Annotated in this window: 19 protein-coding genes and 1 pseudogene; 8 read left to right on the forward strand and 12 right to left on the reverse strand. The window is 73.3% G+C overall.

Annotated elements, in window-relative coordinates; translation table 11 throughout:
• Window positions 1-254: 254 nt before the first annotated feature.
• Complete coding sequence (locus ACZ3IL_RS05230) at window positions 255-731, reverse strand: hypothetical protein (RefSeq protein ID WP_467386673.1); 477 nt, start codon at window positions 729-731, stop codon at window positions 255-257.
• Between the two features lie 44 nt (window positions 732-775).
• On the opposite strand from ACZ3IL_RS05230, the pseudogene ACZ3IL_RS05235 reads away from it, so the two are divergent.
• Window positions 776-1,126 (forward strand): annotated as a pseudogene (locus ACZ3IL_RS05235) (helix-turn-helix domain-containing protein); the annotation flags it as partial.
• A gap of 11 nt (window positions 1,127-1,137) precedes the next feature.
• Here ACZ3IL_RS05235 and ACZ3IL_RS05240 read toward each other — a convergent pair.
• A complete protein-coding gene (locus ACZ3IL_RS05240; protein WP_467386675.1) occupies window positions 1,138-1,569 on the reverse strand; it encodes a winged helix-turn-helix transcriptional regulator in 432 nt (143 codons plus the stop codon).
• A 131-nt stretch (window positions 1,570-1,700) separates the two neighbouring features.
• On the opposite strand from ACZ3IL_RS05240, the gene ACZ3IL_RS05245 reads away from it, so the two are divergent.
• Entirely contained in the window at window positions 1,701-2,573 is an 873-nt protein-coding gene (locus tag ACZ3IL_RS05245; protein WP_467386677.1) for an aldo/keto reductase family oxidoreductase, read from the forward strand.
• Between the two features lie 12 nt (window positions 2,574-2,585).
• Here ACZ3IL_RS05245 and ACZ3IL_RS05250 read toward each other — a convergent pair whose 3' ends face one another.
• Window positions 2,586-2,918: a hypothetical protein gene (locus ACZ3IL_RS05250; protein ID WP_467386679.1), complete on the reverse strand. Its 333-nt coding sequence runs from the start codon at window positions 2,916-2,918 to the stop codon at window positions 2,586-2,588.
• A 131-nt stretch (window positions 2,919-3,049) separates the two neighbouring features.
• Window positions 3,050-3,424, reverse strand: coding sequence for a cupin domain-containing protein (locus ACZ3IL_RS05255; RefSeq protein ID WP_467386832.1), 375 nt, complete (start codon window positions 3,422-3,424; stop codon window positions 3,050-3,052).
• A gap of 68 nt (window positions 3,425-3,492) precedes the next feature.
• On the opposite strand from ACZ3IL_RS05255, the gene ACZ3IL_RS05260 reads away from it, so the two are divergent.
• Complete coding sequence (locus ACZ3IL_RS05260; protein ID WP_467386681.1) at window positions 3,493-3,933, forward strand: MarR family winged helix-turn-helix transcriptional regulator; 441 nt, start codon at window positions 3,493-3,495, stop codon at window positions 3,931-3,933.
• A 24-nt stretch (window positions 3,934-3,957) separates the two neighbouring features.
• On the opposite strand, the gene ACZ3IL_RS05265 is transcribed toward ACZ3IL_RS05260, so the two are convergent.
• Both ACZ3IL_RS05265 and ACZ3IL_RS05270 read right to left on the reverse strand, forming a co-directional pair.
• On the reverse strand, window positions 3,958-4,983 hold the full coding sequence (locus ACZ3IL_RS05265) for an alpha/beta fold hydrolase (RefSeq protein WP_467386683.1): 1,026 nt from the start codon (window positions 4,981-4,983) through the stop codon (window positions 3,958-3,960).
• Between the two features lie 607 nt (window positions 4,984-5,590).
• Window positions 5,591-6,280 carry a metal-dependent transcriptional regulator gene (locus ACZ3IL_RS05270; RefSeq protein WP_053644941.1) on the reverse strand — a complete coding sequence of 230 codons (690 nt, stop codon included), beginning with the start codon at window positions 6,278-6,280 and terminating at the stop codon, window positions 5,591-5,593.
• 148 nt (window positions 6,281-6,428) lie between these two features.
• Here ACZ3IL_RS05270 and ACZ3IL_RS05275 point away from each other — a divergent pair, with 148 nt between their 5' ends.
• Entirely contained in the window at window positions 6,429-7,184 is a 756-nt protein-coding gene (locus ACZ3IL_RS05275; RefSeq protein WP_467386686.1) for an SIS domain-containing protein, read from the forward strand.
• Between the two features lie 142 nt (window positions 7,185-7,326).
• Here the strand turns inward: ACZ3IL_RS05275 and ACZ3IL_RS05280 are convergent, their stop codons facing one another.
• The 4 genes from ACZ3IL_RS05280 to ACZ3IL_RS05295 all read right to left on the reverse strand — a co-directional run bounded on the left by ACZ3IL_RS05280 (window position 7,327) and on the right by ACZ3IL_RS05295 (window position 10,291).
• Window positions 7,327-7,737 carry a hypothetical protein gene (locus ACZ3IL_RS05280; RefSeq protein ID WP_467386688.1) on the reverse strand — a complete coding sequence of 137 codons (411 nt, stop codon included), beginning with the start codon at window positions 7,735-7,737 and terminating at the stop codon, window positions 7,327-7,329.
• A 37-nt stretch (window positions 7,738-7,774) separates the two neighbouring features.
• Complete coding sequence (locus tag ACZ3IL_RS05285; protein ID WP_467386690.1) at window positions 7,775-8,092, reverse strand: hypothetical protein; 318 nt, start codon at window positions 8,090-8,092, stop codon at window positions 7,775-7,777.
• 266 nt (window positions 8,093-8,358) lie between these two features.
• Window positions 8,359-8,874 (reverse strand): TspO/MBR family protein, encoded by a 516-nt coding sequence (locus ACZ3IL_RS05290; RefSeq protein WP_467386692.1) that lies wholly within the window; start codon window positions 8,872-8,874, stop codon window positions 8,359-8,361.
• 76 nt (window positions 8,875-8,950) lie between these two features.
• Window positions 8,951-10,291 carry a PAS domain-containing protein gene (locus ACZ3IL_RS05295; protein WP_467386694.1) on the reverse strand — a complete coding sequence of 447 codons (1,341 nt, stop codon included), beginning with the start codon at window positions 10,289-10,291 and terminating at the stop codon, window positions 8,951-8,953.
• Window positions 10,292-10,473: 182 nt separating this feature from the next.
• Between ACZ3IL_RS05295 and ACZ3IL_RS05300 the strand changes: the two genes are divergently transcribed.
• Window positions 10,474-10,644 (forward strand): hypothetical protein, encoded by a 171-nt coding sequence (locus ACZ3IL_RS05300; protein WP_467386696.1) that lies wholly within the window; start codon window positions 10,474-10,476, stop codon window positions 10,642-10,644.
• A gap of 214 nt (window positions 10,645-10,858) precedes the next feature.
• The gene (locus ACZ3IL_RS05305) at window positions 10,859-11,233 is read left to right on the forward strand and encodes a YbjQ family protein (RefSeq protein WP_467386698.1); all 375 of its coding nucleotides are present in this window, start codon (window positions 10,859-10,861) and stop codon (window positions 11,231-11,233) included.
• 346 nt (window positions 11,234-11,579) lie between these two features.
• Here ACZ3IL_RS05305 and pdxH read toward each other — a convergent pair whose 3' ends face one another.
• Entirely contained in the window at window positions 11,580-12,347 is a 768-nt protein-coding gene (pdxH, locus tag ACZ3IL_RS05310; RefSeq protein ID WP_467386700.1) for a pyridoxamine 5'-phosphate oxidase, read from the reverse strand.
• Between the two features lie 186 nt (window positions 12,348-12,533).
• Here pdxH and ACZ3IL_RS05315 point away from each other — a divergent pair, with 186 nt between their 5' ends.
• Window positions 12,534-13,634: a citrate synthase 2 gene (locus tag ACZ3IL_RS05315; protein ID WP_467386701.1), complete on the forward strand. Its 1,101-nt coding sequence runs from the start codon at window positions 12,534-12,536 to the stop codon at window positions 13,632-13,634.
• On the opposite strand, the gene ACZ3IL_RS05320 is transcribed toward ACZ3IL_RS05315, so the two are convergent.
• Window positions 13,613-14,653, reverse strand: a complete 1,041-nt coding sequence (locus tag ACZ3IL_RS05320; protein WP_467386702.1) for an isopenicillin N synthase family dioxygenase — start codon at window positions 14,651-14,653, stop codon at window positions 13,613-13,615. The two genes, ACZ3IL_RS05315 and ACZ3IL_RS05320, sit on opposite strands and share 22 nt — an antisense overlap.
• Before the next feature lie 361 nt (window positions 14,654-15,014).
• On the opposite strand from ACZ3IL_RS05320, the gene ACZ3IL_RS05325 reads away from it, so the two are divergent.
• Window positions 15,015-16,046: a M4 family metallopeptidase gene (locus tag ACZ3IL_RS05325; protein ID WP_467386703.1), complete on the forward strand. Its 1,032-nt coding sequence runs from the start codon at window positions 15,015-15,017 to the stop codon at window positions 16,044-16,046.
• The last annotated feature ends 88 nt before the right edge of the window (window positions 16,047-16,134 follow it).

The following is a 16,134-nucleotide window of genomic DNA, read 5'->3' on the forward strand; positions in this document are numbered from 1 at the left end:
GATCCAGACGGCGAGCATGTCCAGCGGACCGGGAGCCGGGCGCCGCTCCTCCTGACGGGCAACGGCTCGTCCGGCACTCCCGCCCCGCGACAGCGAGCCGGCTCGTCCGTCCGTTCCCCCGGCGGATACGGCCGCCGGCCCGACGGGCACGAGGCCGCGCCGGTGGCGGCATGGACACCGACCGGCAGCAGAGACGGAGAACGCCGCCGCGCTAAGGGCTGTCCCGCAAAAGGTCTTCGGGAGTCAGCGGTGCGCTACCCCATGACCTCGCGGGCCGCGTCGAGGAACGCCGACCGGTTGTCCTCCAGGTGGTCCCGCACGCTCTCACCGTCGGGCAAGCCGTGCCACACGGTCCTGTTGAGGTCGAGGAAGTGCGCGTGTGCGGCCTCATGCACGGGCCGGGGGAATTGGATGCGGAGGAGCCGATCCGCGACCCACAACCTGTACATGACGTCCCGGGTCGTGAGGTACCAGTCATCGGTGTCCTCCCACCCGGACGGCCGGGTGTAGGCGCATCGTTCCGCCTCTGCCGATACCTCGACGAACCGCTCCAGCAGCGCCAGCCGTTCCGCGCGTCGGGTCTCCGACAGCGCGATCCGCTGCCGTTGCTGTTCGGCGCGTTCCGCTGACTGCTGAGTCCTGTGCTGAACGAGGTAGGACAACACGCCGCCGAGGACAACACCGCCCAACGATATGAGTGACACCCAGATCTGACCTGCCATGACGATCATCGTTCCACAGCGTCGATCCTTGAGGCGATCTCGCTGCGACTGCTGTGATCACGGCGTCCGAGCCGTCCTGGACAGCCCCGTTCACCGGGCCGAGCCCACGTCAGCTCGGCAAGCCGCTCACCGCTCTACGGCGAGAGGGCGCGGATCCGGTCCGCAAGGGCCGGCCGTGGAGCCTGCCGCCGGAGGACCGGGTGTTGTTGGTGGCTGCGTACTGGCGGACGAATCCGACCTTGCGGCAGCTCGCTCCGCCGTTCGGCACCTCCAAGTCCGCGGCCGGCCGCGTCATCGACCACCTCGGCCCGTCGCCCGCGCTCCGGCCGCGCAGGCGGTTCCGCAAGGACACCGTACTGATCGTGGACGGAACCCTGGTGCCCACCCGCGACCACACGAGCGCACGGGACGGCCCTCAGGAAGCTCGTGCGTCGTGGCTCTCGCGGTTGGCGAGAACCTGTTCCATGTGTGTCTGGGCCCACTGCCTGAGCCCGCGTGTCAGGTGGTGGAGCGAGAGGCCGAGGTCGGTCAGCTCGTAGGTGACGGTGACGGGGACCGTGGGCGTCACGGTGCGGAGGAGCAAGCCGTCGCGTTCGAGAGCCCGCAGGGTCTGGGTCAACATCTTCTGGCTGACTCCAGCCAACAGCCGGGCCAGCTCGGAGTAGCGCATCGCCTTCGGGGCGTGCGGTGCGCCGGACCGTTCGGGGGCTTCACCGCCCAGTGCGCACAGGATCAGGACGACCCACTTGTCCGAGATCCGGTCCAGGAGCAGACGGCTCGGGCACACCGCCAGGAACGCGTTGTACTCCGCCTTGGCCCGCGCCTTCTTGCCGGCCTTCGTCGTCACCGGTTCCGCCTCCCACCTTCTGGAGTGTTACGCACTTCAAAGTGCCTACTTCCCGACGGGAAGTTCCTCTCCGAGAGTGGTGCACGGGGGCTGGAGACGCCACCCCCTCGCACGAAGTGAAAGGCACCGCGATGAACACGCCCTCCGCACCTCTTCCCGGCGGAACCTGGACGCTGGGGGACTCGTCCGTCACCCGGTTCGGCTACGGCGCGATGCAGCTCGCCGGCCCGTGGGTCATGGGGCCGCCCGCCGATCACGACGGCGCCCTGGCCGTGCTGCGCGAGGCGGTCAGCCTCGGGATCACCCACATCGACACCAGCGACGCCTACGGGCCGCGCATCACGAACGAGCTGATCCGCGAAGCGCTGCACCCCTACCCGGAGTCGCTGTTCATCGCCACCAAGGTGGGTGCGACCCGCGACGCGCGGGGCGGCTGGCCCACGGCCCGGCGCCCCGAAGACCTGCGCAAGCAGGTCCATGAAAACCTCGAATCCCTCGGCGTCGACACCCTCGACCTGGTCAACCTGCGCATGGGCGACGCCCAGGGCCCGCGGGCCGGCTCGATCGCCGAGGCATTCGAGACGCTCGTCGCCCTCCAGCAAGAGGGCCTGATCCGCCACCTCGGCGTCAGCAATGTCACCGGGGAGCAGGTCGCCGAGGCGCGCGGCATCGCCCCGATCGTGTGCGTGCAGAACATGTACAACCTCGCCCACCGCCACGACGACGACCTCATGGATCACCTCGCCGCCGACGGCATCGCCTACGTGCCGTTCTTCCCCCTGGGAGGCTTCACGCCGCTGCAGTCCGAGGCCCTCTCACAGGTCGCGAACCGACTGGGGGCGACGTCCACGTCGGTCGCGCTGGCCTGGCTGCTCCAGCGCTCGCCGAACATCCTTCTCATCCCCGGCACTTCGTCCACCGCCCACCTGCGCGAGAACGTCGCGGGCGCCGGCCTCTCCCTTTCGGACGACGACATGGCCGAACTGGACGGCATCGGCCGCTGAACAGCACCCGGGTCACCGGCCGGGACCACGCCGTCGGGCGGACCCGGGGAAGACGCCCACGGCATGGAGGCCGTCCAGGCGGATGACGGCGGTCTTCTCGTAGGGGGTGGCGATGCCGCGCCACCGCTCCGGGCGGTCAGTGCACCGCTCGACGGTGGGGCGCAGCTTGCATGCCCTGCGGTCGAAGGCCGGTGGCCCGCCGTCCCGGCGCAGCCGGTGTGTGCGCCGGCGGGCGAGGACGGGATCACCGCCCGGGTGCCGTGCTTGCGCAGGTGCTCGCGGATCGCGCGGGAGGAGCGCCTCGCAGCAGTGGTCGGTCATGACCTCGGCCTCTGCGCGGATCACGAGCGCTGTCAACGGTGTCGGGTCCTGATCATGGTGAAGGCCTCCGGTGTGGTGGAGGTGCCTGGGCTCCACGCCGCACTCGGCGGACACCCACCCGTCACCCGCGTCGACAACCCCGCGGGCCCCTACGCCTAGGCGGCCCAGGGCGGTGCGAGGGTGGTGCCGTCGGGCAGTTCGGCGGTGAGGCCCGTGCGGGTGGTGACCCACATGCGCGCGGGCCGGTCGGTCGTGTTGGTGACCGTCAGTTCGGAGCCGGCCGGCGCCACCGCCGCGTCACCGGCGGCGAGTTCGGCGCTTTCGCCGTCGACGGTGAGGCGCAGGCGGCCGGAGAGGACGTAGAACACCTCCTCCTGACTGATCACATGGGCCCGGCCCGCCGTGCCGGCCGGGATCTCGCCGCGCCAGGCGGCCAGGTCGCGGCTGCCCGTGCCCGTACGGACGTAGGAGACGAAGCGGACGCCGTGGATCTCGTGCTCGACGGCCTCGGTGCTGCGGATGAAGGGCATGCCGACCTCACTATGGACAAGTTGCTTGTCCATAAAGACAAGCAACTTGTCGAGTTATAGTCAAGGGCATGGACGACGCCCTGGCCTTCTCCTCGCTCGTGCTCGCACTCTCCGGGCACCTGGTGCAGGAGATCCACACCCGCACGGCCCGGCAGGGATTCGAGGACCTGCGGCCCGCGCACGGCTTCGCCTTCGTCCGGATCTCCCGGGGGGACGCCACCACGGCCGACCTGGCCGCGCACCTGGGGGTGACCAAGCAGGCCGCCGCCCAGCTCGTCGAGGAGCTGGTCCGCAAGGGGTACGTGGAGCGGCGCCCGCACCCCCACGACGCCCGCGCCAAGCTCCTCGGGCTGACCGGGAGGGGGCGGGACGCCACGCGCGCCGCCGACCGGGCGGCCCGGGACGCCGTCGCACCCTGGCGGGAGGCCCTGGGCGAGGAGCGCTTCGGCGAACTCGTCGGCGAACTCGCCCGGTTCGCCCCGCCGGGGCCGGTCCGGCCCGCCTGGTGAACCGGGCGGGCCGCCCGCGCCGGCCTACGGCGTGAGGACCCCGTTCAGGAACGGCTCCACGGCCTCGCGCCACGCGTCCGGGTGCTCGTAGTGGAGGAGGTGCCCGGCGTCGGGGATCTCCGCGTACTCCCCGTGCGGGAGGACCCTGACCATCTCCTGGGCCTCCGCGCGGCCCAGTTCGCCGTCCAGGCCCCGGACGACGAGGGTCGGGCAGCGGACCTGGGCGAGCGAGTCCCAGTGGGCGTCGTGCACCCAGGTCGCCCGGGAGGCCAGCATCTGCTCCGGGTCGAAGACCGGGCGCCAGCCGTCCACGTGCTCGGCCATCACCTCGGCGAAGAAGGCGCCCCGGGCCGGGTTCGGGGTCTCCACCCAGGGGTCCTCGTCGCCGAACCAGCGGCGCACGGCGTCCAGGGACGGGAAGGGCACGGGCCAGCTCCGGAACCAGTCCTGCCAGGCCCGCTGCGAGGCCGCGCCGAGCGCCGAGGCCCGCATGTCGCAGATGACGAGGGCGCGGACGAGGTCCGGGCGGTCGGCGGCGAGCTGCCAGGCCGTCAGGGCGCCCATGGAGTGCCCGACCAGGGTGACGGGGCCGAGGCCCAGCCGCTCGACCACGGCCGCCGCGTCCGCCACGTACGCCTCGCGCGTGAAGGGCCCGTCGGCGGGCTTCCCGCTGGCGCCGTGCCCGCGCTGGTCGAGGGCGACGATCCGGTGCCCGCCGGTGAGGCGGCTCGCGGCACCGGCCCAGTGGGCCGCGTGGCCCATCAGGCCGTGGAGGAGGAGCACGGCGGGCGCGGCGGAGGCGTCCGGGGACGGAGGGGAAGGGACCGGGTGCGGAGGGGCCGGGTGCGGGGCGTCCGGATGCGGGGGAGCCGGGCGGGGGGCGGCGTCCGGGCCGGGCCGGGGGACGGTGCCGCCGAGGTCACGGGCGCGGCCGAGCCCCTGGTTCCGGCCCCGGTTCCGCCTGCCGGCACGGCCCGTGGGGCCGGGCGTGTGGTCCCAGGCCGCCAGCGGCACGCCGTCGGCCCCGGTGACGTCGAGTCGTCGCGCCATGTCTCCGGCACCCCCCTCTTTCCGTCGAACCCCACCACGATATCGAACCTGTATTCGAGAACACTCTTCTGCCACTCAACACCCCTCGTTCGAGTGACAGCCCTCAAGGGTTGACGCCCGCCGCCGAGGGGAGATCTTGAGCGGGAGGCGGACCGCTCGGGGAAAAACGGTCCGACGGGAACGACCTTGAGAGCTCGGGGCTCCAGGTCGAAACCGGGGAGGACGGACCCCGGCGCCGGAAGGCGCCGGGGTCTTCTGTCGCCCGGCCCCGTCCGCCCGCCGGAGCGGCCGGCGTCAGGAGCGCGGAACACGTCCGCCGCATGTCCCACCCCTTCCCGATTCCGCTCCGCCCAGCGTGGCACGGCAAGGGCACGCGCGGGGCCATTCCGACGTAAACCGGGACGCGGACCTGAAACGGGACGCGGACCGGGGCCCGGACACGGACCGGGACGCGGACCCGAACGGGGCACGCGGGGGCCCGGACCCGAACGGGACGCGCGCGGGGGCCGCCGCCCCGGACAGCGGGAGGAGGGGTGCCCGCCGACCGGCGGACACCCCTCCTCCCGTACGCACCGCGCGTCGGCGCAGACCGCCGACCGCCGGCGCCTCAGCGCTTCGCGACGAACACGTGCGCCGCGACCTCCGCGTCCAGTTCGGCGGCCTCGCCGCTGCTGCCCACCAGGACACCGCCCGGGGACTCGGACACGGAGACCACGGAACCGGGCTGCACGCCCGCCCGCCGCAGCGTGTACATCAGCTGGGCGTCCGTCTGGATCGGCTCGCCGATCCGGCGCACGACCACCGTCTTGCCCCCGCTCGCGTCCAGGTCCGCCAGCGACACCATCGAGTCGTCCAGGAAGGCCTCCGCCTCCGCCTTCTCGCCCAGCTCCTCCAGGCCCGGGATCGGGTTCCCGTACGGGGACTCGGTCGGGTGCCGCAGCAGCTCCAGGACCCGCCGCTCCACGGCCTCGCTCATGACGTGCTCCCAGCGGCACGCCTCGGCGTGGACCTGCTCCCACTCCAGGCCGATCACGTCCACGAGCAGGCACTCCGCGAGCCGGTGCTTGCGCATGACGCGGGTGGCGAGGCGGCGGCCCTCGTCCGTCAGCTCCAGATGGCGGTCGCTCGCCACGGCCACCAGCCCGTCGCGCTCCATCCTCGCCACCGTCTGGCTCACCGTGGGGCCGCTCTGGTCGAGCCGCTCGGCGATCCGGGCACGCATGGGGACCACACCTTCCTCCTCAAGCTCGAGGATGGTGCGGAGATACATCTCCGTTGTGTCGATCAGTCCGGACATACGTGCCTCTCGATGAGTCGTGCGCTGGCCCTGCCCCAATTCTGACGCATCGGACCGGCAACCGGGCCGCGCCGGTACGGCGGTATTGACAGAGCAATGGTCCAGACCGCACCGTGATCGGCGACCACGACGAGAAGGAGCCGCCGCGATGGGCGAGAGCAAGCTGGCCGGACAGTTCTTCGACGCCGCGATCGGCCTGCTCCAGGAGGTGCGCGACGGGGACTCCGCCGAGATCGCCGCCGCCGGGGCGGCGATCGCGGAGGCCGTCGCGAACGGCAACCGGCTCTTCGCGTTCGGCGCGGGCCACTCCTCCCTCGCCGCGCAGGACGTCGTCTACCGGGCCGGCGGCCTGGCGCTCATGAACCTGCTCGCCGTACCGGGCACCGTCGGCGTGGACGTCATGCCGGCCACGCTGGGCTCCGCCCTGGAGCGGGTCGACGGCCTCGCGGGCGCGGTCCTCGACTCCTCCCCCGTCGGCCCCGGGGACGTCCTGATCATCATCTCCCTCTCCGGGCGCAACGCGCTGCCCGTCGAGATGGCGATGAACGCCCGCGCGCTCGGCCTCACCGTCATCGGCGTCACGTCCGTGGCGTACGCGACGGAGACGAAGTCCCGCCACGTGTCCGGCTCGTACCTCAAGGACCACTGCGACATCGTCCTCGACTCCCGGATCGCGGTCGGGGACGCGGAGCTGACCCACGAGGGCATCGAGGCCCCCTTCGCGCCCGCGTCCACCGTCGTCACCAGCGCCCTGATGCAGGCCACGATGGCCGCCGCCGCCGAGGAGCTGGTCCGGCGCGGCGTCGAGCCGCCGCTGCTGCGCTCCGGGAACGTGGACGGGGGCCACGAGTGGAACGGGCGCGTGATGACGGAGTACGGGGACCGGATCTTCTACCGGCACTGAGGCCCGGGGCCGGCGCCGCCGCGCCGAGGGCCGGGGCGGCCCGCCCGGGACGCCCCCGCGCTCGCGGACGAGGCGGACGCGCCGGTGCCGGACGGCCCGCCACGGCCCGCCGGAGCGAAGGGATCGCGAGCCGCGCCCCGCCTCAGACTTCGGTCCCGAGCACGTACACGTCGTACCCGAGGCGGAGGATCCGGCCGTCCGCGTCCCGGACGGCCAGATCCGCCTGGACTTCCACCGAGGTCTTCGGCTCACCGGTTCCCAACAGCCTGAACGCGTCGACCGCCCACCCCGCGTTCGACGCGACGTTGTCGTTCGAGACGGCGTTCGGGGTCACGAAGGGCGCCCAGTACTTCAGCGCCAGTTTTTTGCCCGGCGTGAGCGTCGGCAGCTGCACCGCCCAGCTCACCTGGAACCTGTTCCAGTCCTGTCCCGTGCCGGAGCCGTCGGACACCAAGGCGATTCCGGTCAGATTGAAACCCGTCATTCCGGGCTCGGGGTGGGTCTTCACCCAATGGGCCGCCGTGACGCCCAACACCATGGGTGTGAACGACATGATCGGGACCTCCTGGTTCGTGACGGCAGCCGGCCTTTCAGAAAGCGGAAACGGGAATCGGCACCGAGCCGACGACTTCGAGGTACTTGTCGCACTCGTACCAGATGGAGATCCCCAGTTGCCACTGGCCGTCGAAGTAGACGTCGGTGACGAGTTCACCGTCACAGGCGTGGCCGCCGTGCCGACCTCCACCGCCACCCGCATTCCGCAGGACCATGCGCCCGACAACGGTGGCACTCCCGCCCCGCCGGCCCCGGAGGGCCTCTTCGGCCGCAGAGGACAGCAGGGAGAAGGGGGGTTCACCGGCCGGCCGGGGCGAGGTCGCGCCTCCTGTGGCGCGCTCGTTCTCAGACATGACTTTCCTCGAAAAACTAAGGAAATCATTTCGCGAAAAGAAATCTTGATGATTGCGGCCGGGGTACCTCGGCGCCGCCCGCCGAGCGGGGCGCGAGCCGCCGGCCCGGGCGTTCCTCCATGGCCCGGAACAGTCCCACCTCCCAGTTTCACACGGGACATGGAGGGTCACCAGCCGGGCCGGTTCCTTCCACAAGCCTCCGGCCCCGTGCCGAAACGATCGGCGGGACCCGCCGGGGCGGTGCGCCCGGCCGGGGCCCCGCGCCGTCACGGGTTGCGGCGGGCGAGGGACGCGTTGAGCGCGGTGGCGAAGGCGCACCAGGCGGCGTACGGCCCCAGGGCACGGGCGGCCCCCGGGTCGGCGCGGGCGGTGCGGCGGATCAGGTCGGCGTTGGAGAGGTCCAGCAGGGCCGTTCCGGCCAGCGCGGCCCGTGGGCTGCGCAGACGGAAGAACAGCCAGTTCCATCCGGCGTTCAGGATCAGGTTCGCCCCCAGGGCCGTGCCGAGCCGCAGCCGTTCCCGTCCGCGCGTCCGGCCCAGCGCGTGCCCGCCGGCGACCGCGAGGGAGGCGTACAGCGGCGTCCACACCGCCCCGAACGCCCACGGCGGCGGCTGCCAGGGGGGCTTGCGCAGCGCCCGGTACCAGGCGGTGTCCGGATCGACGGCGACGGCACCGGCCGTGGCCGCCGCCGCCACGGCCGCCGCGGTCACGCCGTACCGCCGCAGCCGCTCGCCCCGCACGCCCCGCTCGCCCCCGCGGAATCCTTCGGTCATCGGCTTCATGAGGGGCCCCTTCCCCGTGGGCCCGCGGTGACCCGTCCCCGCCGCGACGGCGTCCGTCCCGGGGCCCCGCCGGTGCCTACGCCGCGCCCCCGAGGTCCAGCGCCGACGCCACCCCCGTCGCCACCGACTCCGCGAAGACCACGTCCTCCCGCTCGAAGGCCGGCCGGCAGGCGGCCCGCAGGAAGGTGAGGACGCCCAGGGTCCGGCCCCGGGAGCGCAGGACCACGCAGAGGGCGTGGGCCGCGTCGCCGGGCCACTGGTGGGCCTCCGCCCACACCTCGGCGGTGCGGCCGGCGCTCGCCCGGACCGCGCCCGTGCGGTCCCGGGCCTGGAACGCCGGGTGCCTCGGCCCGTACCGCAGCGGGATGCCGCCGCCCACGGGCGGGGAGGCCGGCCGGGGGGCGGTCGCCGGGACGGCCAGGGCCCGGGTCAGGTGCCGTTCGCCCAGCGCCCGGTCGACCAGGGCGTGGTCCGCGAACCCGGCCAGGGCGAACTCCAGCAGGACCGCCGCCGCCTCCGCCGGGTCCTCGCACTCGGCCGCCGCCGCGCCCGCCCGGTGCAGCTGGCTCCAGCGGAACCGCAGCCGGTCCGCCTCCCGCGCCGCGAGCCGCTCCTCCGTCACGTCCTGGAACAGCCAGGCCACCCCCAGCGGCGCCGCAGCCCCCGCCTCCGCCATCGGCGAGGACAGCCGCAGGAAACCACTGCGCCAGCACCGCCGCCGCTCCCCCGAGGGCGTCCGCAGCGTCACCCACACCTCGCACGCCCCGGCGGACGCGGGCGCCGCGCCCTCGGCCAGGACGTGCTGGAACGCGGCCTCCAGCTCCTCGACCCCGTGCACGACGACCTCGCCCAGCGGGCGCCCGAGCAGGGTCGTGCGCCCGGCCCCGAAGGCACGGGCCGCGTGGGCGTTGACCAGGGCGGGGCGCAGATCGGCGTCGACCAGGACGACGCCCCAGGAGGCGTCGTCGAACAGGGCCTCGCTCAGGGCGACCGAACGCTCCAGGTCGAGCTGGACGTGGACCTCGCTGAACGCGCAGTACACCCCGGCGGGCGCGCCGTCGGCACCGCGCACCCCGGCCGCCTGGCTGCGCACCAGCACCCGCCCGCCGTCCTTGCGGAGCAGGACGAACTCGTGGACCTGCCGCCCGGTCCCCCTCATGGTGTCCATCAGGCGCCCGAGGGTCTCCTCGGCGTCCGCGCTGCGCGCCGCCCACCCCCCGAACCCGTGCCGTCCGACCGCCTCCCCGGCGGACCAGCCGAGCATCCGCTCGGCCTCCCGGTTCCAGTGCGTGACCGTCCCGTCGGCGTCGAAGGCGCACAGCGCCGCGTCCATCCCGTCGAGCAGCGCGGCCAGCAGATCGGCCCCGGCCCCGGAGACGGAAGCGGTGTCGCTCGCGGACCCCGTGAAAGCACTCACCCGGCACTCCCCCCATGCTGTGACCATTCAACTGGAACGTGACGCGGAACACACCGGCTTCGGCCGAAGTGCCCTCCTCCGGAAACGCGCGGGAGGCCGCCCGGACTCCCGCCCGTCCGAACCGGTCCGGCCCCGCGTCCGTAGCACGCGGAGAGACGGCGTACGGCGGAACGAGGACGGACATGGGCGCGGACTTCATCCTGAGAGTGGTCATCGGAGTGGTGCTGGCACTGGTGGCGGGCACGGCGGTGCTCGCCCTCGCGAGCCTCGTCCACCTGCTGGCGGGCGGCGGGCGGAGCGGCGGCGGGCGGACCGGAGCCGGGACCGGGGAGGACGGACCGGGTGACCGGTGACCGGGACCGGGGCCGGGAGGACGGACCGGGGGCCGGAGGCCGGGGGCCGGGGGCCGGAGGCTGCGGGCGTCCGGTGGGGACGGGCGCCCGGGCCGGATCACGCAGGGACCGGATCACGCGGACCGGATCGCGCGGACCTGGTGAACCGGCGCCGCGCCGGCGTCGTTGGGCAGGTGTTCGATCTTTCATTTTCTTCTCGACCTGAGGCGGTCCCATGCCCCTTGACGACTACACCGGCGGCCCTGCGCAGGGCTCGAACATCCTGGTCGTGACCACCAACGACGTGCCCGGACACGAGGTGAAGCAGGTCATCGGAGAGGTGTTCGGGCTCACGGTCCGCTCCCGCAACCTGGGCTCGCAGCTCGGCGCCGGACTGAAGTCGGTGATCGGCGGCGAGCTGAAGGGCCTGACGAAGACGCTGGTGCAGACCCGCAACGAGGCCATGGAGCGCCTGGTCGAGGCCGCCGCCGCCCGTGGCGCGAACGCCGTGCTCGCCACGCGCTTCGACGTCACGACGGCCCAGGACGCCGGGACCGAGGTCTGCGCCTACGGAACGGCCGTGGTCATCGCCCCGGCCACCGCCTCGTGAGGTGACTTTTAAATCGCTTGAAGGGGGCCTGGGCGGTACCTAGTGTGGAGGTACACGCGAAAGGAGGTGATCCGAAAACATGGTTTCTTTTCGGACTCGTGAGGTGACTGCGGGCTGAGGCCTGCCGTCGCACTCTGTGCACCCCGGCAGGCCCTCTGCCGAACACCAACGCAGTCACCCGACCCGTGAGTCGCCGGTCAGTCCGGCCGGCTCCCGCCCGAAGCCCTTCGGACGGGACCAAGGCTCACGGGTCGTCCGCGTCTCCGGGCCCTTACGGGGGCTCCGGACCCTTACGGGGCTTCCGGACCCCTACCGGGCCTCCGGGCCCCGCCGGGTCTCCGGGCCCCTACGGGGCCAGGCGCTCCACCCGCCACGTGCCGCCGTCCTCGCGGACGTAGCGCAGGCGGTCGTGGAGGCGGTTCTCGTGGCCCTGCCAGAACTCGACCGTGTCGGGGACGACCCTGATGCCGCCCCAGTGCGGCGGGACCGGGACCTGTTCGCCCTCGGGGTGGCGGGCGGCCAGTTCCTCGTAGCGGGCGAGCAGTTCCGCGCGGGAGGCGATCACCGAGGACTGGGGGCTGGCCCAGGCCCCGAGCTGCGAGCCGTGCGGGCGGGTGCGGAAGTACGCGGCCGTCTCGTCGCGCCCGACGCGGTCCGCGCGGCCCGTGACGACGACCTGGCGGGCCATCGGGTGCCAGGGGAAGAGCAGCGAGACGTACGGGTTGGCCGCCAGCTCCCCGCCCTTGCGGGATGCGTAGTTGGTGAAGAAGACGAAGCCGGCCGCGTCGTAGTGCTTCAGCAGGACCGTCCGGGAGGAGGGGCGGCCGTCGGGGGTCGCGGTGGAGACGACCATCGCGTTCGGCTCGTGGATCGCCGGGCTCTCCACGGCCTCCTTGAACCAGCGGGCGAACTGCGCGACCGGGCCGGGCGCGAGGTCGTCCGGGGAGAGTTCCACGGTGCGGTACTGCTCGCGCATGGCGGCGGGGTCCGGGGCCCCGGCCACGGGATCGGGGTTCACGGCCACGGGATCGGCGGTCGCGGGATCGGGGTTCACGGTCGCGGGGTCCGGGAGGTCGGTCGCGGGATCGGGCACGGCGTCGGTCACGGGGCCCATTCTGCGGCAGCGGTCAAGTCTGCCCGGCGCGGAAGGGCTCTAATCCTCTGCTGACGGGTCGGTGGAGTGTGCCGGATGTCACGCTTCCCCGCATCATGGGAACCGGACAGACTCTTCGGCTGGATGACTGTTGATTTCCGCCATCGACCAACCCGGTTGATCGATCATCGATTGAGGAGCCGCCTGATGTCCGACTTCGTACCCGGACTCGAAGGAGTCGTCGCGTTCGAGACGGAGATCGCCGAACCCGACAAGGAGGGCGGCGCGCTCCGCTACCGAGGCGTCGACATCGAGGACCTCGTCGGCCACGTCTCCTTCGGCAACGTGTGGGGGCTGCTCGTCGACGGCGCCTTCAACCCCGGCCTGCCGGCCGCCGAACCGTTCCCGATCCCCGTCCACTCCGGTGACATCCGGGTCGACGTGCAGTCCGCGCTCGCGATGCTCGCGCCCGTGTGGGGCCTCAAACCGCTCCTCGACATCTCGCCCGAGCAGGCCCGCGACGACCTCGCCCGCGCGGCCGTCATGGCCCTGTCGTACGTCGCGCAGTCCGCGCGCGGACAGGGCCTGCCCATGGTCCCGCAGAGCGAGATCGACAAGGCGCAGTCGATCGTCGAGCGGTTCATGATCCGCTGGCGCGGCGAGCCCGACCCGAAGCACGTCAAGGCCGTCGACGCGTACTGGACCTCGGCCGCCGAGCACGGCATGAACGCCTCCACGTTCACCGCCCGCGTCATCGCCTCCACCGGCGCCGACGTGGCCGCCGCCCTCTCCGGCGCGGTCGGCGCCATGTCCGGCCCGCTGCACGGCGGCGCGCCCTCCCGCGTCCTCGGCATGATCGAGGAGATCGAGCGGACCGGCGACGCCACCGCGTACGTCAAGCAGGCCCTCGACAGGGGCGAGCGCCTGATGGGCTTCGGCCACCGCGTCTACCGCGCCGAGGACCCCCGCGCGCGCGTGCTCCGACGGACGGCGAAGGAGCTGGCCGCGCCGCGCTTCGAGGTCGCGGAGGCCCTGGAGAAGGCCGCCCTGGAGGAGCTGCACAACCGGCGCCCCGACCGCGTCCTGGCGACGAACGTCGAGTTCTGGGCGGCCATCGTCCTGGACTTCGCGGAGGTCCCGGCGCACATGTTCACGTCGATGTTCAGCTGTGCCCGTACGGCGGGCTGGTCGGCGCACATCCTGGAGCAGAAGCGCACCGGCCGCCTGGTCCGCCCCTCGGCCCGCTACACGGGTCCCGGCCGGCGGGACCCGCGCGAGATCGAGGGCTACGCCGACATCACCGGCTGACCCTCCGGGTGCGGCAGGAGCTCCGCGTGGTGGCGGGCCGCCACCGTCGGGTGGGCGCGGAGCTTCCCCTTCAGGGCGTTCCGCCCGTACTCCGCGAACAGCGGGTTCGCCGGGTCGGTCGTGACGCCCGGGGCCGTGGAGGCGTACGGGAAGTCCAGCGGGGCGATCCGGGCGTCGAGGCGCGGGTTGTGGAAGAACGGGACGGAGAACCGTTCCGTCGCCCCGGGCGGCGAGACCACCCGGTGGTTGGTGGCGATCAGGTAGCCGTTGGTGGCCACTTCGAGCAGCTCGCCCAGGTTGACGACGAACGCGCCCGGCAGCGGCGGCACCTCGTGGAAGTTCCCGTCCTCGCGCTGGACCTGGAGCCCTCCCACCCGGTCCTGGAGCAGCAGGGTGAGGAAGCCGTAGTCCTTGTGGGCGCCGACGCCCTGGCCGTCGCCCTCGCCGCCGCCGCCCGGGTAGCGCACCAGCTTGAGCTGCGGGTGGGCGTCCGGGCCGAAGGCGTCGTCGTAGAAGTCCGGGGCCGCGCCGATGGAGGCGAGCAGTTCGTGGAGCAGGCGCTCGGCGACGCCGCCGAGGCGGTCGATCCAGTGCAGGGCGGCGGTGCGCAGCTCGGGCAGGGCCTCGGGCCACTGGTTGGGTCCTTCGAGCCACCAGTACGGGGCCTCCCAGGGGGCGGGGACGCGCGCGGGGCGTTCGGCGCCGATGTCGAGCTGGTCGCGCCAGTCGCGGGCGCCCCGGGTGCGTTCGTCGCCGACGCGGGTGTAGCCGCGGAAGTGCGGCGAGCCGGTGATGTCGAGGGCGAGCCGGTCGGCCTCCGGCAGCGCGAAGAAGGCGCGCACGGCGGAGGTGAGGGCCCGCGTCTCGGCCTCGGTCACGCCGTGGCCGACGAGCTGGAAGAAGCCCACGTCGTGGGCGGCGGAGTGGAGCTGGGCGTGGAGCAGCCTCCGGGCCCGCGGGCCGCGGTCGGCGGCGGAGAGGTCCACGATGGGGAGCTGCGAGGAGTACGAGCTGTTCATGAGGTGTCCGCGGGGTCTACGGGTGCCCGGGGCGGCCGCCGGGGGTGGGGCGGGGCCGCGGGTGCCGGTCTGCTGGGGGCTCGTGCGGGACCCCGGGGCGTGGAGCGGTACCCCGGAGGTCAGGCGGAGCGCCGACAGCTCATGCTCGTGACGCGGACGAAGTCCACGTGACGGCGGCGTACGAGCGGAGGCATGGGAACAGCGTACTGCGGCGGGCGGCCTTCTCCTGTGGTCCGCGTCACAGTCGATCGGTGGCGCGGAGACCTGTTCAGGACGGCGGGCGGTGCGCGAGGATCACCGCCTCGCATGTCGAGTGCATGACGAAAATCCCGTCGCAGCAGTCTCCCGCAGGAGGATGTCCATGAACCGCCGCACGCCCCGCGGAACGACGGCGGCCGTCGCCGTCGCCCTGGCCGCCGCAGCCCTGCTGCCCACCAACGGCGCCACCGCGGCCACCCCGCTCCGGGCCCGCGTCTTCATGGTGAACCCCGTGCAGTCCACCGGCGACCAGACCCTCGCCGACCACAAGGACGCGGCGGGCGACGTCCCCGCCTCCGCCTACGCCCTCGCCCCCCTCCGCAACCTCGACGCGAGCGGCGCCCTGTCCGGGAAGTGGGTGACCGTGCGGTCCGAGACCGGCGCGCCCGCGAAGGCCGCCGAGGCCGGCACGTACGACCGCTCCGACGACCGGTTCGAGCAGGTCATGGCGTACTTCTGGGTCAACGAGGCGCAGGAGTACCTCCAGGGCCTCGGGTTCGGCACCGAGCTGCCCGGGGTCAACGACCGCGCGCAGCCGGTCCGGCTCAACCAGTGGGGCGCCGACAACTCCTTCTTCACCGACAAGAAGGCCGAGATCCGCTTCGGCAAGGGCGGGGTGGACGACGCCGAGGACGCCGAGGTCGTCGTCCACGAGTACGGCCACGCCGTGCACCACGCGCAGGTCCCCGGCTTCGGCACCACCCCGGAGTCCGGCGCCATCGGCGAGGCCTTCGGCGACTACCTGGCCGTGGCCGTCGGCACGCACGCGGTGCAGAAGTACGGCTGGCCGATGAAGGCCGACCAGGCCTGCGTCGCCGACTGGGACTCCACCGGCTACAGCGCGGCGCCGCACTGCCTGCGCCGCCTCGACGGCACGAAGACGTACGCGGACCGGGAGGGCGAGGTCCACGCCGACGGGGAGATCTGGTCCCGCGCCCTCTTCGACGTCCGGCAGGCCCTCGGCGCCCGCACCGCCGACCGGATCATCGTGAACGCGCAGTTCGGCTTCGCGCCCGACACCGATTTCGCGGCGGCGGCGCGGACGACGGTCGCGACGGCGGAGCGGATGTACGGGAAGGGCGCGGCGGACGCCGTGCGGGCCGCCTTCCGCGCCCGGGAGATCCCGGGGGTCTGATCCCCGGCGGGGCGGTGACCCGGGGGCCCCGGAGGCGGTGCCCCGGCGAGGGGGGCGACCCGGCGGGGGTGGCGACCCGGCGGGGGCT

It is taken from the genome of Streptomyces sp. NPDC014907 (assembly GCF_055562975.1).

Bases quoted from the DNA above. Each gene is read 5' to 3' on its own strand.
- ACZ3IL_RS05230 (WP_467386673.1), bottom strand. From the start codon at position 731: ATGATCGTCATGGCAGGTCAGATCTGGGTGTCACTCATATCGTTGGGC.
- ACZ3IL_RS05245 (WP_467386677.1), top strand. From the start codon at position 1,701: ATGAACACGCCCTCCGCACCTCTTCCCGGCGGAACCTGGACGCTGGGG.
- ACZ3IL_RS05255 (WP_467386832.1), bottom strand. From the start codon at position 3,424: ATGCCCTTCATCCGCAGCACCGAGGCCGTCGAGCACGAGATCCACGGC.
- ACZ3IL_RS05260 (WP_467386681.1), top strand. From the start codon at position 3,493: ATGGACGACGCCCTGGCCTTCTCCTCGCTCGTGCTCGCACTCTCCGGG.
- ACZ3IL_RS05265 (WP_467386683.1), bottom strand. From the start codon at position 4,983: ATGGCGCGACGACTCGACGTCACCGGGGCCGACGGCGTGCCGCTGGCG.
- ACZ3IL_RS05270 (WP_053644941.1), bottom strand. From the start codon at position 6,280: ATGTCCGGACTGATCGACACAACGGAGATGTATCTCCGCACCATCCTC.
- ACZ3IL_RS05275 (WP_467386686.1), top strand. From the start codon at position 6,429: ATGGGCGAGAGCAAGCTGGCCGGACAGTTCTTCGACGCCGCGATCGGC.
- ACZ3IL_RS05280 (WP_467386688.1), bottom strand. From the start codon at position 7,737: ATGTCGTTCACACCCATGGTGTTGGGCGTCACGGCGGCCCATTGGGTG.
- ACZ3IL_RS05285 (WP_467386690.1), bottom strand. From the start codon at position 8,092: ATGTCTGAGAACGAGCGCGCCACAGGAGGCGCGACCTCGCCCCGGCCG.
- ACZ3IL_RS05290 (WP_467386692.1), bottom strand. From the start codon at position 8,874: ATGAAGCCGATGACCGAAGGATTCCGCGGGGGCGAGCGGGGCGTGCGG.
- ACZ3IL_RS05300 (WP_467386696.1), top strand. From the start codon at position 10,474: ATGGGCGCGGACTTCATCCTGAGAGTGGTCATCGGAGTGGTGCTGGCA.
- ACZ3IL_RS05305 (WP_467386698.1), top strand. From the start codon at position 10,859: ATGCCCCTTGACGACTACACCGGCGGCCCTGCGCAGGGCTCGAACATC.
- pdxH (WP_467386700.1), bottom strand. From the start codon at position 12,347: ATGGGCCCCGTGACCGACGCCGTGCCCGATCCCGCGACCGACCTCCCG.
- ACZ3IL_RS05315 (WP_467386701.1), top strand. From the start codon at position 12,534: ATGTCCGACTTCGTACCCGGACTCGAAGGAGTCGTCGCGTTCGAGACG.
- ACZ3IL_RS05320 (WP_467386702.1), bottom strand. From the start codon at position 14,653: ATGAACAGCTCGTACTCCTCGCAGCTCCCCATCGTGGACCTCTCCGCC.
- ACZ3IL_RS05325 (WP_467386703.1), top strand. From the start codon at position 15,015: ATGAACCGCCGCACGCCCCGCGGAACGACGGCGGCCGTCGCCGTCGCC.